The 15,646-nt window shown below is 41.1% G+C and carries 16 protein-coding genes; 6 read left to right on the top strand and 10 right to left on the bottom strand.

Going from position 1 to position 15,646, the window contains the following annotated elements:
• Positions 1-120: 120 nt before the first annotated feature.
• The 9 genes from HPE63_RS14060 to HPE63_RS14020 all read right to left on the bottom strand — a co-directional run bounded on the left by HPE63_RS14060 (position 121) and on the right by HPE63_RS14020 (position 8,346).
• Positions 121-1,017: an alpha/beta hydrolase gene (locus tag HPE63_RS14060; RefSeq protein WP_188314933.1), complete on the bottom strand. Its 897-nt coding sequence runs from the start codon at positions 1,015-1,017 to the stop codon at positions 121-123.
• Positions 1,018-1,125: 108 nt separating this feature from the next.
• Positions 1,126-1,572: a nuclear transport factor 2 family protein gene (locus HPE63_RS14055; RefSeq protein ID WP_188314932.1), complete on the bottom strand. Its 447-nt coding sequence runs from the start codon at positions 1,570-1,572 to the stop codon at positions 1,126-1,128.
• Between the two features lie 14 nt (positions 1,573-1,586).
• Positions 1,587-2,015: a putative quinol monooxygenase gene (locus HPE63_RS14050; RefSeq protein ID WP_188314931.1), complete on the bottom strand. Its 429-nt coding sequence runs from the start codon at positions 2,013-2,015 to the stop codon at positions 1,587-1,589.
• 12 nt (positions 2,016-2,027) lie between these two features.
• Positions 2,028-3,095, bottom strand: coding sequence for an alpha/beta hydrolase (locus HPE63_RS14045; RefSeq protein ID WP_188314930.1), 1,068 nt, complete (start codon positions 3,093-3,095; stop codon positions 2,028-2,030).
• A gap of 48 nt (positions 3,096-3,143) precedes the next feature.
• Positions 3,144-3,632, bottom strand: a complete 489-nt coding sequence (locus tag HPE63_RS14040) for a cupin domain-containing protein (protein WP_188314929.1) — start codon at positions 3,630-3,632, stop codon at positions 3,144-3,146.
• Between the two features lie 15 nt (positions 3,633-3,647).
• Positions 3,648-4,373 (bottom strand): carboxymuconolactone decarboxylase family protein, encoded by a 726-nt coding sequence (locus HPE63_RS14035; protein WP_188314928.1) that lies wholly within the window; start codon positions 4,371-4,373, stop codon positions 3,648-3,650.
• Between the two features lie 57 nt (positions 4,374-4,430).
• A complete protein-coding gene (locus HPE63_RS14030; protein WP_188314927.1) occupies positions 4,431-5,192 on the bottom strand; it encodes a hypothetical protein in 762 nt (253 codons plus the stop codon).
• A 1-nt stretch (position 5,193) separates the two neighbouring features.
• Positions 5,194-6,093, bottom strand: a complete 900-nt coding sequence (locus HPE63_RS14025) for an MBL fold metallo-hydrolase (RefSeq protein ID WP_223198172.1) — start codon at positions 6,091-6,093, stop codon at positions 5,194-5,196.
• A 60-nt stretch (positions 6,094-6,153) separates the two neighbouring features.
• Positions 6,154-8,346, bottom strand: coding sequence for a DUF5916 domain-containing protein (locus HPE63_RS14020; protein WP_188314926.1), 2,193 nt, complete (start codon positions 8,344-8,346; stop codon positions 6,154-6,156).
• A 176-nt stretch (positions 8,347-8,522) separates the two neighbouring features.
• Between HPE63_RS14020 and HPE63_RS14015 the strand changes: the two genes are divergently transcribed.
• The 3 genes from HPE63_RS14015 to HPE63_RS14005 all read left to right on the top strand — a co-directional run bounded on the left by HPE63_RS14015 (position 8,523) and on the right by HPE63_RS14005 (position 11,438).
• Positions 8,523-9,434: a helix-turn-helix domain-containing protein gene (locus HPE63_RS14015; RefSeq protein WP_188314925.1), complete on the top strand. Its 912-nt coding sequence runs from the start codon at positions 8,523-8,525 to the stop codon at positions 9,432-9,434.
• A 101-nt stretch (positions 9,435-9,535) separates the two neighbouring features.
• Positions 9,536-10,648 (top strand): adenylate/guanylate cyclase domain-containing protein, encoded by a 1,113-nt coding sequence (locus tag HPE63_RS14010; RefSeq protein WP_188314924.1) that lies wholly within the window; start codon positions 9,536-9,538, stop codon positions 10,646-10,648.
• 64 nt (positions 10,649-10,712) lie between these two features.
• Positions 10,713-11,438: an NAD(P)-dependent oxidoreductase gene (locus tag HPE63_RS14005; protein ID WP_188314923.1), complete on the top strand. Its 726-nt coding sequence runs from the start codon at positions 10,713-10,715 to the stop codon at positions 11,436-11,438.
• 63 nt (positions 11,439-11,501) lie between these two features.
• Here HPE63_RS14005 and HPE63_RS14000 read toward each other — a convergent pair whose 3' ends face one another.
• Positions 11,502-11,939, bottom strand: coding sequence for a hypothetical protein (locus HPE63_RS14000; protein ID WP_188314922.1), 438 nt, complete (start codon positions 11,937-11,939; stop codon positions 11,502-11,504).
• 336 nt (positions 11,940-12,275) lie between these two features.
• Here HPE63_RS14000 and HPE63_RS13995 point away from each other — a divergent pair, with 336 nt between their 5' ends.
• The 3 genes from HPE63_RS13995 to HPE63_RS13985 all read left to right on the top strand — a co-directional run bounded on the left by HPE63_RS13995 (position 12,276) and on the right by HPE63_RS13985 (position 15,634).
• On the top strand, positions 12,276-13,061 hold the full coding sequence (locus HPE63_RS13995) for a DUF6090 family protein (protein WP_188314921.1): 786 nt from the start codon (positions 12,276-12,278) through the stop codon (positions 13,059-13,061).
• Positions 13,062-13,414: 353 nt separating this feature from the next.
• Positions 13,415-14,758 (top strand): Gfo/Idh/MocA family protein, encoded by a 1,344-nt coding sequence (locus HPE63_RS13990; RefSeq protein WP_188314920.1) that lies wholly within the window; start codon positions 13,415-13,417, stop codon positions 14,756-14,758.
• Between the two features lie 54 nt (positions 14,759-14,812).
• A complete protein-coding gene (locus HPE63_RS13985) occupies positions 14,813-15,634 on the top strand; it encodes an SDR family oxidoreductase (RefSeq protein WP_188314919.1) in 822 nt (273 codons plus the stop codon).
• Positions 15,635-15,646: the final 12 nt, after the last annotated feature.

The following is a 15,646-nucleotide window of genomic DNA, read 5'->3' as shown; positions in this document are numbered from 1 at the left end:
TGTGCAACCATATCTTTAAAGAAGTAAGTTCATATATTCATACTACGCGACGTATTTTTAAGCTGTACTATCCGTTCATGGCTCTTTTAAATTAGTGTATATTCTTAATCCTATGAATACTCAATTCAGATGTTTGCCAAGAAAATCCAAAACTTTAGTTCTAATCTCGTCTACATCGAACATCTCCCCATAATGAGGTGCGTCCTTTACAATGACCAATTCATTTTCGACCCCTTCCACAGTCAGCCAGGCACTCAGGAGTTGAGAGTTTTTAGGGGAAACCATTTCATCTTTTTCGCCATGTATAATCAAAAAAGGTGGATCATTTTTGTCTACATAGGTCACCGGGCTGGCGGCCTTTGCCAAATCGGGACGTGTTAGTGGGGCAGCCCCTATCAATAAGCCTTCCGGGGATTTGGGGTCGTCAGCGCGGGGGAATAAAATCAGTTCGGCCGGACCATAAAAATCGACCACTGCCTTGAAATCGAATGACTTTGTCGTTTCGGGCATAAAAAAGTCTGGGACATCATTATTTATTGACAAGGCCATCAACGAAGCCAAATGACCCCCTGCAGAAAAGCCCATTACGGCAATACGATCTGTATCAAATCCATATTGATCAGCATGGTCATACAAATAAGAAACTGCCTGATTACAATCCTGTATTTGGGCCGGAAATATCGCCTGGTTCGCAAATCGATAATCTATGGATGCCAAGGCATATCCCTTATCAAGAATAGCTGCCACCGTTTTTTTCATATAGCCAATATCGGCATACTTATCATTGACCAACCACCCGCCGCCATGCACAAAAATGACCAGTGGAATTTTCCGTTTTGCAATTGAGGGTAAATAGATGTCCAACAAGTGATTTTGTAGTGTGTCATTGTTATAATTGATGTTTCCATGCAACATGGTGCCTTCAGGAAAAATGTCGATTACAGGGTTGGTTTGTGAAAAACCTTGGGTTACGAGAATTAAAAATAGAATGAAGATTCGATAATGGATTTTGCTCATGGTTTCTATGTATAACTAACTGGACATTGAATTATTCTGTTTCAGCACAAATATTATACTGATAATATAGTAATTAAGTGGTTCACAAATCTATTAGACCTCGTAAAACTATTCACCACCACGAACAAGTACTTTGGAGAATGTCAAATCGGCCAATTTCCAGTTCCTATCTTCTTTTACATAGACTTCCGTGACCATAAAAGGGTTAGTGACTTCATTGTCACCAACGACCGCCAACAATGTAATTTGGTTCCATAGAATAACGGTGTTTTCATTAAGGACTTCCACCATGACTTCATGGACATCCGCCTTTTTGTAATGGATGAATCCATTTCTAATGATGTCTACCTCCCTGTCTTTTCCCCAAGTACCGCCCATATGCACGAACTTGGCCTTGTCATGAAAGAGTTCCGCAAGTTTGTCTACATCTTTATCGGCCATCCATTGCCATTTGGCTTTGGAAAGGTCCTTGATCTCTTGTTCAACCGTCGCTTCTTGTGCAAAAGAAGGTGCGCTGAGTAGCATTATAAAGATTCCGATTACAAGTGTTCTCATTTTATTTTTTTAAGTTATTGTTTCAGTTTATTAAAAATAATGGCCATAGATTCGGGGTCAATTGCTTGCATATCAATGAGCTTTAAATCTTTGACCATAGCTAAGGTCGATGTTTTGTACTTTTTGAAATGAGACGTTTGTAAATGTGATTCGTAAGCCGCTTTATTGGCATAGATTTCCAAAAGCCTTATTTGCGTCGGATTCTCTTTTTGATACATAGGATAAATGCAAATGACCCCAGGCTCCAACCGTACCGATGCTTCTGCTTCCTCTTTTAGTATATTAAGGTACTCGTTAATAGCATTTGGGTCAATTTCCAATTCGGCAATCCGAACCATCATTTCTCCTTTAGCAACATCTTTTTTTTCCATATTGGTATCTTGTCCAAAACAATTTATTGATATAGCGAAAAGAAAAAATAAGCTGATATTTTGAAATTTCATCGAGGTCTTGTTTTAGTCCAGTTCTTTTTCTTTTAACCACGCCGACATCATGTCGGCAACTTCCACATTGTTTAGATCTGAAAACGGAAAATGGGTATTCCCTTTTATTCCAATTTCAGGTAAGTGAACGACCGTTACATCGCCACCATGTTTGTTTACAACATCGCGCCACTTTTTTGCCATTTCTAAACGTACGCGCCAGCCATCCGTTCCCGGGTTGGGGTCATACACTTCAGGGATAAAATCCCCATAGTAAATAACTATGGGAATCTTGGTCAGTTTCATGAACTCATCTTTCGAAACACCAACGGCTTCCAACGGCCCAGCAGAACTTTCCAATGGTAGGGGCACTTCACCCTCTGGAAATGGGAAACCCGATCCAGGTTCATAAGAAACAATCGCCTTAATGTTTTGGTTTTTCATGGCGGTTGCCCAACCAAAGCCGCCAGAATGGGAATGGGTCACTAGAATGCCTTCCCCAATTTTATCAAAAAGTTGTGATGCGGCATCCGTAATGACTTCGGTATCAAATCCCCCAATATTGGGGACCATTTGGCGGAAATACTGGTTCAGCGATTCCTCGTCTTGGGCAAATTGTACACCGCGGAAATAATCGGGCCATACCCCTATACGAAAGATGTTGAACCAGAACTGTTCATCGGGTGTTGGGGTTATCGTTGCTTCGACCATGCTGCGACTTGCCCTACCACGTCTGGGCTGATCCATGAGATAGGTGCTAAAACCGCGTCTTACAAAAATGTTCTGGTAACCTTCCCGTCCATCGGGCGTGGTTTCCCATGTTTTTGAAAACTGCCCAAAACCGTGCCACATAACCAGAGGATATTTACGGGCCTCCACGGGAATCTGGTAAAATACATAGGCATGGTCGCCATGAAAGGTCTGACCTTCAGGGGTTCGTTTGATAGCGTCAAAATTGCCCGGGTTTTCAATAACGCTGCCACCCACCACAAAACTGCCCTGATCTTGGATCATCATGGGTTCTTTTTGGGCAATGATGCCCGACATCATCAATATTAAGAAGCCAATTGATAGTATAAATGTTGTTTCTGCGAATTTCATAGCTAAGATTTTATTTCTTTAAATGGAATTGGGATTCATTCCCCTTATTTATCGCTTTGTGTACTCTTGATCGGTAACCGCTTCAAGCCATTCCGTTGAGCCGTTTATCCTGCTTGTAATCGCCACTTGTATAAATTCGGTATCCGAACTTGCTCCGTGCCAATGCGGGATGTTCGAAGGACATTTTACAACATCCCCTTTGCGTAGTAATTTCTTTTCACTTCCTTTTTCCTGGTAATAACCTTCGCCTTCCAAGGCCAAGATAATCTGTCCGTTTGGATGCGAATGCCAGTTGGTTCTTGCCCCTGGTTCAAACGTAACGCTGCCAACGGAATTTTGGTTGATACTATCTGCAAACACAAGCATTTCCAACCAGGCATTTCCGACAAAGTTGTCATTTGCGATTATTTTCCCCTTGGGAAAAATCAGTTCTTGTTCCGCGGTTGAATTGACTGTAATATTTTTTTCCTCCGAAGGTTTACAAGAAAAGATGATTGTTACAATCAAGATTACTACTAAAAGATTTTTGTTGTTCATAGGTTCCAAGTTGTGTTAATCTTTAGATGCTAACAATTCGCCCAAAACTTCCTTGGCCGAATCGATTTTTGAATTGTCCACATTATTCTTCAAAACATCGACCAATTCTACTAATTTTTCTGGGGTAATTCCCTGTATTAAGCAGATATTCATATGCGAGCGGAGCATAGGTTCAACATCGCCGATCGTTATCAAAACGGAAACCGTGACCAGTTCCCTTTGCTGATAGTCCAAAACATCGCGTTCAAAAATATCGGCAAACAAGTGTTCCTTTAAAAAGACTTCGATAACAGGGGCAAACTCTGCATAATCGGCTTTTGGACCATCCAACTTCTTTTGCACCAAGTCTTCTAATATCGATTTTCCCCTGTCGTATTTTGGACGCATATCTTCAATAGGAGTGGCCTCTTTTCCCATAGTATCTTCAATTCCTTGTTCCTTGCGTTCATCCAATACGTTGATAAAACTTCGTAAACCTCGTAGGCTACGTGGAAATCCGCAGTAGGCATAGAGATGTACCATGACCTCCTTGATCTCGTTAACGGTCAGTCCTGCCTCCAAACCTTCGACCAAGGCCGTTTCCAAATTTACCAGATCGCCTTTTGCGGTCAGTGCCGAAATGGTCACTATCGATTTTTCTTTTGCCGATAATCCGTAGGGTTCAATTGCAGCCGAAACAAGGGTAAAGTTTAGCAACAAAAACAGGCAAAAAAGTGATTTTAAAAATGGTTTATTTATCATGATGGCTATGTTTTATATCAAATTATTTTCTAATTACAATTTAGGCTTTTTATCTATTTATGGCCCTCCAAAACTATATACCAATGAAACGTTCCAGGTAAAATCATCTTCGGGCACAATTTCTGTATCGATGGCTTTATTCAAAATAGCCGAAATGGACCATGGAAAGTCTTTTTTGGCAAAGGTTATAAAGCTTACAACATAATAACCTACATCATCGTCTGTGGTCAAATAGTAGGCCTGTGGTGATATATTGAAATAGAGCTGTTCTGAAATGAATAAATTAGTGAACGATGCATTCAATACCAAAAAATTGGTTGTTTTTACTCCCTCGTCAAAACCTTGGCCTCGCAGGTAATACATGCCCATACTTGCCTTTTCGGATATTTTATAGTTCGGAGCGATTTCAGCAGCCAGATAGCGTCGCGATTCTAACAGATTTTCAGTTTGCCCATCCCTAATAATGCTCACAGTTCTAAAGTTCAATGCGGGGTGCGCCCCGATACGCAGCGAAAATCGTTCCTTTTCAATGGCCTTGTAGCGAAACCAAAACAGGAATGACCAAGGTTTTCCTTCCAAAGCAAAGCGCATATCGGGTTCAAAGCTCAGCTTACCTTTGGTAAACTTCAAATCAATGATCGCGGCAGGATCGCCCAACGAGAAAGAGGGCACCAATGAAATCCCGTTATGGGTTACGCTGGCCGTACCGCGAAAATCGTCCAGAAAGGGCTCATTTTCTTCTTGAGATTGACCAAAAAATGAAAAAGAAAGTATTACACCAACTGCAAAAACTTGAAACACGGTGTATTGGTTTTTCATTTTAATTGGTTTTCAAACGTTCAAGTGTATAGGGTTCTCCTGGAGCTAATACCACAATCCTTTCCGGATTGACCACCACGTCGTTCAGGTCCTTTGGGTCCGCATTAAAAGGCGGAAAATCGGGAGCGTCAACCGACCCCCAATGATTGAGTAGCAAGATGGTATTTGGGTAGGTATTTGCCAATTTTACGGCACCTTCAAAGGTAAAATGCCATTCGCTATCCGACCAATCGAAGAGAATCGCATCGGGTGTGGGCATGGTAAGGTGTTCGGGCATCAACTTGGAATCTCCCGTTGCCCAAATGGTGCCATCAGGGGTTTCTATCCAAAACCCGCAGGAATCCTCGTCTTTAAACTTTCTTGGGCTTGTACCAGGATAGGCATTTTGCCAAGCGTGGTCTACAGGGGTTACGGTTATCTTTACGGGACCAACCTTAAAAACATCGCCAATGTCATGGCCCATACCCGGCAATCCTTCGTTTTTTAACAGCGAGCCGACAAATTGGGTGCTGTGGTACGACTTTGTAACTTCTGCCAAATCGTTGGTTGTTGGTACACTATAATGATCGTTATCGGCATGGGTGACCAATACGGCATCCAAACTGGGCACGTCTTCAGTTGTGATGGGATACGTAATCATTACGGGCATATCAAATCCTTTTAAAAGTGGGTCGATCATCATGGTAGTGCCCCTACTGTTGATGAAAAAGCCCCCCATACCAAGCCATCGCAAGGTGGTCTTGTCGGATGAATCAAAGGCCTCCACTCCAAAAGGTTGGGTCGAGGGCGCCTTTGCTTGGTACTTTTTGGTTTCTGTACTTTCAGTGGTTGTCTGTGCCTTTATTGATAGAATTAGTGTAAAAAACATTACTATACAGAGCCAAATCTTTTGATTTTTCATTCTTGAAATTTTTATGATATGGATTGTTCTCAAGTTATCTATCATGTCTTGATATTTTTCTTAAAGGTTAAGCCAATAAGTGAGCTTCAAGTTAATTGATCTAAACCGTGGCCCAAAAGTATCGGTAAAATAGTTGTCGTTATATACGAGGTACAAATCCGACAGTGGGGCAAACCGCCATTGCAATCGTGAGTTGATTCCCAAATTTTCTTGTTGGTTACTGTATTGTACAAGGGTATTCCAAAAGAGGCTTTTGCTAAAGGTGATATCCGACCGAAAAGTGGCGAAGAAAATATCGGCATCGGCATAAGGGTCAGGTAACCGTATTCCGTTGTAGTCGAGTGCCAAACTGAATTGTGCCTTGGGTTGTATACGCATTCCCAGCAGTGCCCCAACAGCGGTGATGTTACCATTGAAAAATTGGCCAAACTTGGCATTTGCCCCGTAGGTAAGCAAATTGGTATTGTTTGATTCGTATTCAAATTCAAATTGATTAAAATGATAGCCTTGATTTCCGGGGATAGGTATTGCCCCTTCGGATCTTGTGGGGTCAAATGGAGCGGTCAGGAATATAAAGTTGTTCGTAAATGTTGCCTCGGCAGTGGCCTGATCTTTAAAAGCCACTTCCCAACTAAGATTGTATTCATGATCTGTTTTTTTGTAATCCAAAGTAGGTCTCCAATACATCAGCGACAAGAATTGAATCGCATGAGTATTGATAATACCCTTCTTGGGGTAGAGGATCCGTTGTAAACCATTTCCCCACTTTAGGATATCATTTCTTGGGACAAATCCCAAATCAGCCCTAAAATCTTCATCGATATATACTAAATCTTCGATTATGCGCCATCTTCGTGGACCATAAGTGACTGTGGCCTGTGTAGAAAGATTTCCATTATGGTCACCCGGTTGAAAGGATTTGTGCACATAGAATTTACCATTCCAAATGTTATTTGCCGATGCCAGGTTATAGTCGGCCCCGATGACCCGATTGTAGTTTTCATCAGGCGTTATATAGGCTTCATTCCCCATGGCCTGGCGGTTCACCCAAAAAACCCCGACATTCGACCGGCTGCCTACTTTACGTTGTAGGGCCAACATCAAGTTGTTATTGGAGGCAATTTCATTGGCCTCATCTTTGGCCGTCTGAATATTGAGTACACCCAATCGCCAATCTTTATTGAGTTTGCCACTAAGCCGTACCCCACCGATAATATCATTTTGGATCAGGTTGCCATCGGCGTCCCTGGCCAAACCGATACGTCGGGAGAAAAAGGGTTTTGCCTCATTGAACGTATTCCCAAAATTCTCGAACAGGTCGCTATTATCGATAAAAAACTGGCGTTTTTCGGGAAGCCGAACCTCAAAACGGGTAAGGTTGGTGAAAATATCATCGATTTCAACATTTGAAAAATCGGGGTTTATGGTCAGGTCCAAATTCATTCCGTTCCCGATTGAAACTTTGGCATCACCCCCGGCTTTAAACTGTGTATTCGATTCATCAGAGGTGTAATCTTTATCGGCTAAAGCATTGACATAAGGGATAAGCGCTATGGGTGTACGTGATTTCCCCAAGGGTTTTTCAAAAACCAATTCACCCATATCGGCCAAGCTAGAGAGCATCTGGTTCTGTGGTACCCTGACCCAGGTATCCTGCTGGTTGCTTTGGTTGTTCCAGCGGTAAGGCCGGAATCGCCATGAAGTACTGCCCTCGGGAAATTTCAAGGAGGTAAAGGGAATGGCGACCTCAACGACATAATGGTCGTCATAACGGGTCGCTTCGGCTTGCCATTTAACGTCCCAGGTGTTGTTAAAGGAGGTTCCACCATCGGAGACCAAACCTTCGCGAAGTACCCCGTATGGGGTGACTCCAAAAAAATAGGCCGTGGTCCCATCACTGAAGGTATCGAACAATAGGGAGATATTGTCATTGGTCAGGGCCCCGAAGTCTCTTTTTAAGGTAGATACGACATAATTACCAGCGGCCTTTTCAGAAAATATACCTACATACAGATGGGAGTCCGAATACAAAACCTTCACTTCGGTCTTATATTCGGCGGTTACCTGATCCGAAGGAAAAAACTGTTGGAAATCACGGGCTACTTCCGCAGTTTCCCAAATAGCTTCATCCATGGTTCCGTCTAGGGCAATTTCGTCCGTGATGTATTTGGCCGTGATACTTTTGGGGGTATTTTGCCCTAATACAAAACCACCTAATGCGAATAGGAATCCGAATAATGCCACGTTTTTCATATACAACGTTGATTTAAAACGACCTTGATAATTGCTATAGCTCAAAAGTACGAGGTAAATACCCGCCAAATCATACCCGGATTACGGAATTGCCTACCATTTTTACGGATTTTGTCCGAACTACTTGAATCACTGGAGATCAATGCCTTATCTTTAATAAAAATTTAGTATTTACCATGAAAAATGTTTTGAAAATCAATACTGTTGGTGATTACCTGAGACTCCGAAATCAGGAGGTCTTACATCCATTGGTGGGAATTGTTGATTTTGATAAGTTGGGTGAGGAGAATTATTCAAACAAAGATTACGATGCTTTCCATTATAAGTGTTATGCTATTTTTCTGAAAGATGCCAAGGGATGCAAAATGCATTACGGAGGCAAACCATACGATTATGATGAGGGAACACTTGTTTTTATGGCGCCAAACCAGACCATTGAACTTGGTGGTTTCGACCCTGATTACGTACCTAAGGGCTATGCCATGTTATTTCATCCAGATTTGTTATTGGGTACCGATTTGGGCAAAAAAATGAGTGCCTATAATTTTTTCTCGTATTCCTCCAACGAGGCGTTGCACCTTTCGGCAAAAGAACGTAAAGTGATTCTGAGTTTGTTGGAAAAAATCCAATTCGAGTTGGAGCAGAATCTTGATAAGCACAGTAAAAAACTGATTGTGGCCAATATTGAACTTTTCCTGGATTATTGCACACGTTTCTATGACCGACAATTCTTGACCCGTGAAATGGAAAATCAAGGTTCTTTAGAGAAGTTCGACAATTTGTTGAACGAATATTTCGGATCTGAGAAACCCCTAAAACATGGTACGCCTTCGGTGGGTTATTTTGCCGACCGGTTACATCTATCATCCAATTATTTTGGGGATTTGGTCAAAAAGGAAACGGGAAACTCAGCCCAGGAATATATTCAGAACAAGCTCATAGATATTGCCAAGGAAAAAGTTTTTGACCCGAACAAATCGGTCAGTGAAATTGCCTATGAATTAGGTTTTAAGTATCCACAGCATTTCTCAAGGCTTTTTAAACAGCGTGTCGGGCATTCACCAAGTGAGTTTAGGAATTTGAATTAAAACTTCTAGCATGTAACGATAAGCATTGATTTTCGGACCTAATGGGATAAATATTTAGGATTATATATTATTTTCAATCCTAACTAAAGAAATCCATCGCAATGTTATCCCCAAAATCAAAAAGAAACATTTCACGAATCATTCCTTTTGGGGTGATCTGGCTTGGTTTAGGATGGTTTATCCTCTTCGTTGAAGGGGCGGCCACCCAGCACCAAAATTTGAATCCTTCTTCTGCGATAACCTTGACTACCGAGGTTTTCATTTTTGCCAGTATTGCAGTTACGGTCGTAGGATTAATCGTAGGAGCGGTTGAAGTCCTATGGATGGGCCATCTGTTTAGCAAAAAGAGTTTTACGCAAAAGCTGCTGTATAAGGTGGGATTTTATACTTTTTTTCTGTTATTGGTCATACTTATAACCTACCCGCTTGCGGCCGGGGTCGAATTGGATGTATCCCCTTTTGATACCCAGGTTAGGGAAAAATTTTCAAACTTTTTAATGAGTATCGAGTTTGTAAGCACTTCGGTCTCTATTTCACTCAGTCTTTTTCTTAGTCTTTTTTATTCAGAAATTAGCGATAATGTGGGTCATGGGGTGTTAATGAATTTCTTTACCGGAAAATACCACAAACCCACCGAGGAAAAACGAATCTTCCTTTTCTCCGATATGAAGTCCTCGACCACGATTGCAGAGCAATTGGGGCACATTAAGTATTTTGAATTGTTGCGGGAATACTATTCGGACTTTTCGGATCCCATCATACGGCATGCCGGTGAAGTCTATCAATATGTTGGGGATGAAATCGTTATTTCATGGAAATACGAAGACGGTATAAAAGCCAATAATTGTATCGAATGCTTTTTCGCCATGAAAGCGGACTTACAAAAAAGAGGAGACTGGTATTCGGCAATTTTTGGCGTAGTACCCACGTTCAAGGCAGGTCTTCATGTAGGAAAAGTGACCACGGGAGAAATAGGCGCCCTCAAAAAGGAAATCATTTTTACTGGGGATGTGCTCAACACTACTGCAAGAATTCAAGGTCTTTGTAATAAATATAACGTGGACATCCTGGTTTCGGAGGATTTAATAACAGCACTACAATTGGGAAATGAGCTTCAAATCGAATCTTTGGGAACAACCGCATTGAAAGGAAAAGAAGGAAGAATGGAGTTGTTGACGATTCAGAAACGAGTTTCAGTACTTGGGAAAGGTTAGTCTTATAGCGAACAAAACATTGACCCTTTTTTCTAAATTATAATTACATCAAAAATCCAAAAATATGACAACACTAGTAGTAGGAGCAAGTGGAGCAACAGGGCGGCTATTGGTTGCACAACTTCTCAATCAAGGTCAACATGTAAAAGCCATTGTACGTTCCGCCGAAAAACTACCGGAAGCCATAAAAAACGAAAGCCGTTTGACAGTTATCAAAGCCAGTATATTGGAACTTAGCGATGCGGAAATGGCCGAACATATAGCCGGTTGTGATGCGGTGGCCTCTTGTTTGGGCCACAACCTGACCTTGAAGGGTATTTATGGTAAACCGAGAAGATTGGTAACCGATGCGACCCGTAGATTATGTAACGCTATCAATGCGAATACACCGAAAAAACCCATAAAATATGTACTGATGAACACTTCAGGGAACAGAAATCGCGATTTGGACGAACCCATTTCTTTCGGTCAAAAATGTGTTATCGCATTACTTCGATTATTATTGCCCCCGCATGTTGATAATGAAAAGGCCGCAGACTATTTACGGACCAATATCGGTCAAAATGATACTATGGTCGAATGGGTTGCAGTCCGCCCCGATGGTTTAATCGATGAACCGATGGTAACGGAATATGAAGTATATCCTTCACCAATAAGAAGCGCGATTTTTGATGCAGGAAAGGTCAGTAGGATCAATGTTGCTCATTTCATGGCTACCTTGATCAATAATGATGACCTATGGCAAAAATGGAAAGGACAAATGCCCGTCATTTACAGTAAAGCAGAGTAAAGTGGCGATGGATTTTAAACTTTAATATTTTTAAGAAAGGGCTATATAAAGCCTAGATTCTCTTTAAAAATAGTTGAAGTAAAACTCAATGGCATTTCCCATAATAAAGCTTGCTATGGCACCTAAGAGTGTGATCCTTCCCAAATTAAAGGCATTCGAAAAGGCTATCCATAAAGAGATTAGGGCGCAAATGAAAAAAAGTACCATGGCATAATAGGGAACGCCACTTGAAAACATCCCTGTCAGATTGAAAAAAATATCCAATAACGCGGTAAAGGCAAATAAGGCCAAGGCAAAATTGGACTTTACGTTTCCCACGAACAGGTAATAGGCGGCAATCAACAACTCAATACATATGGCCAAAGACCCAAACTGTCCATAGTACGATTTTTTGAAATAGCCTTCAAGGGTCTCGGGAAAATCGACTTGCAGAAAGAAGATAACCCCAAGGACCAATGATAGTGCAATAAAAATTGTAGCAATAGTCTTTCTGTTTTTCATTTGTGCTTAAGTTAAAAAACCCAGATTAAGATAAGATAATCTGGGATTAAGAAAAAATAACCATACAAGATATATGGAATTGCCCTTGTAGGGAATGCTTAGAAATTACGTTCCAATTTCCTAAATTTAAAGTGTCATATAACAAATAATCATTAGGAAATACGATTTTGAAAAATAGAAGGTAAAGCGATTCAAGAAAAATGTAGCCTATGAACACCATTCAGGTATTAGTCTGTAGTAAACCAACACCTTATTACCCATTATCGTATTCGTTAGATACCTTACGGCATGTACTGGTTGGGGGCTGTTAATGTTATTGCATCAAAATAGAAGACCATGATTAAATTTTTTAGGCGAATTAGACAACAATTGTTGACCGAAAACAAACCTGCCTTGCCGGCAGGCAGGTTCAGCAAGTATCTTATTTATGCTATTGGAGAAATCATACTAGTCGTCATAGGAATTTTGATTGCCTTGGCCATCAACAATAGCAATCAAAATCGGGTGACCAAAGAAAAGGAGCAAATTTATTTGGCTGGATTAAAAAATGAATTTGAAACCAGTAGATTGAAACTAATACAGTTGATTGAAGTCAATAGGCAAAACTATGAAGGAGCGAAAGAAATAATGGGTCACATGTTCATGGATACCGTTTCTATTACCGAAGTACAGTTTTCAAAATTGCTCTTCGGTTCGTTTGCCTCGGACATTGCTTTCAATCCGAACAACTCGCTTCTAAATGAAATGATCAACTCCGGAAGTTTAAAAGATATTTCAAATACCGAGTTAAGAAAACAGTTGACTAATTGGATTTCAACCCTAGAAGATATTGCCCGACAAGAAAATGAACTTGGGGTTCACAGGGAAAAGGTTGTCGATATAATCAGGATAAATGAAAACAGCATAAGAACTATAATGGACCTTTCAGGTGTAAGTCAAGAATTAGGATTACCCATGGCAAATGTCAAAATGAGTAATCTAAAGCTCTTAGAGTCGACGGAATTTGAAAATAATATGCTGATTTTTATCCTTACTAGCTACTCAACGGAAAAAAACCACTATAATCCTTTAATGCACCATCTAAATTACATTTTGCAATTAATCGAGGCGGAAATAAAATAACGTGGCCCTAAAATTAGGATGATCAAATGATTGTTTGGCTTCCTTTTTAGGAAATCCTTCAGCAATCAATCGTGGAATATGGAAATCGCTTCCAATTCATTTAAAAAAGACAAGGCCTTTTGGCTTTATTCCCTATTTTCAAATACACGTGAATCGACCAGTTTGATTTTTTCCCTACCGCCGGAACTGTAAAATCGAATAGTTGTATTAAAACCGGGTTAATGTTGCTTTCCACGAGGCAACAAACATAAAAAGTACTTCGTCAACCTTAATGTTTCTAATTAATAGTTTTAAATTGCATCAATGTCGTTACCTATAAAAATTAAGGGAATCACAAAATAAAAACTAAGAATATGGATTCAAATCGGAGAGGGTTTATCAAAAAGGCAACTGTTGGTGCTGTAGGTTTAGGTTTTAGTAGTAGCATTAATGCCATGTCCGCCATAAGTTATTCCAATATTATCGGGGCCAACGATCGTATCAATGTGGCCATTCAGGGATTGGGAAGAAGATATCCAGGGTTTAAACCCCCGATTATAGCCAAGGAAAACAACATTAAGTTGCTTTATCTATGTGATGTGATGAAAAGTCAACGGGATAAAGCGGCAGAAAATTTCGGTAAGGATCTGAATTATAAACCCGCCTTGGAAAATGATATTCGAAAGGTCTTGGAGGATAAGGAAGTTGATGCCATTTTTATGTCTACACCAGATCATTGGCATACTCCAGGAGCCATTATGGCCATGCAAGTAGGTAAGCACGTTTATTTGGAAAAGCCATGCAGTCATAACATGCATGAAAACGAATTGGTTGTAGCTGCCCAAAAAAAATACAATAAAGTGGTGCAAATGGGGAATCAGCAACGGTCCTCTACTGAAACCGCACAAATTGTCAAGGATATCCATAACGGCATCATCGGGAAGACCTATAAGGCCACTGCTTTTTACATCAATACCCGAGGTGCGGTGCCAGTTCAGACAAAAGCGGCCGTACCGGAAGGATTGGACTGGGAACTATTTCAAGGGCCATCACCAAGAAGGGAATACACCCACGATACCTTTGATTATAATTGGCATTGGTATGGGTGGGATTTTGGTACGGCCGAAATGGGTAACAATGCAACCCATGAATTGGATATAGCGCGTTGGGCTTTGGGTGTTGAATTACCAGAACACGTTGATGTAAGAGCCGGAAAGAACCAATATTTGGATGACGGTTGGGAAATGTACGATTCTATGGAAGCCCGTTTTACCTTCGCCGATGGTCAGGTTATCGAATGGGATGGTCAAAGTAGAAACGGATACAATAAATATGGAAAAGGAAGGGGAACGATAGTTTATGGGTCCGAAGGGTCTGTTTATGTCGATAGGGGAGGCTATGAATTGTTCGATCTTAAGGGTAATTCGATTAAGAACAGTAAGTCCGATGGTTCAGAAGGTGGACTTGCCCTTGGCGGCGGCGGGGATTTAACGACCCGACATGCAGTGAATTTCTTTGAGACCATTCGTGGTAAGGAAACCTTGACATCGCCCATAGATCAAGGAGCAACAAGTCAAGCCATGACCCATTATGCGAATATTGCTTCGCGGATCGGTAAATCGTTTGAGGTCGACGCAACCACCGGTAGAATATTTGACCGGGAAGCGATGAAATTATGGTCCCGTACCTATGAACCAGGTTGGGAACCTACTCTATAAGAAAGACTATCAGTTTGGAAATTCAGGAAAAAAATATAACGGATTGTACTAGGAATGGGAAAGGGTGAATTATTTGATATTACTGAAAAAATAATCGTCATCACCGGTGGTGCTGGCGCATTGGGAGGCAGTATGGCCGCATATTTGCTTACACAAGGTGCCAAGATCGCAATACTAGACCTATTTCCTGAAAGCGTAGAAAACCGGGTGATTGAACTTAAAAAAATAAATCCTGAGGTCCTAGGGATTCCAGGAAGTGTTTTGGATAAAGACCATCTTGAAAAAGCCAAATCAAAGATTATCGCTAAATGGGGTAAGATCGATGTATTGATCAATGCGGCTGGGGGCAATATGCCAGGGGCCACTATAGGTGAAGACCAGACTATTTTTGATCTTAATATGGAGGATTTCAAGAAAGTGTCCGAATTGAACCTCAATGGTTCGGTTTTACCGTCCATAGTTTTTGGGGAAGTGATGGCCAAGCAACGTGCCGGTAGTATCATCAATATCTCATCGATGACGGCAACCCAAGCGGTCACAAGGGTCGTTGGATATTCAGCATCCAAGGCTGCCATTGATATTTTCACCAAATGGATGGCCACGGAAATGGCCCTTAAATTTGAGGGTAGTGTACGTGTAAATGCAATAGCTCCTGGATTTTTTATAGGGAATCAAAACCGTGCGCTCTTAACTAAACCAGATGGCAGTTATACCGATAGGGGAAATACGATCATAGAAAACACCCCGATGAAACGATTTGGGGAAGCCAACGAACTCAACGGGGCCATACATTGGCTTATAAGTGATGCTGCCTCTTTTGTAACGGGGACGATCGTTCCGATAGATGGTGGTTTCAGTGCCTTTAGTGGTGTGTGAAACCTATATAAT

The sequence above is a fragment of the Maribacter arenosus genome (assembly GCF_014610845.1).
GTDB classification, from domain to species: Bacteria; Bacteroidota; Bacteroidia; order Flavobacteriales; family Flavobacteriaceae; genus Maribacter_A; species Maribacter_A arenosus.
The sequence above is the reverse complement of the archived record's forward strand: the minus strand, read 5'-3'. Positions and strand labels throughout refer to the sequence as shown.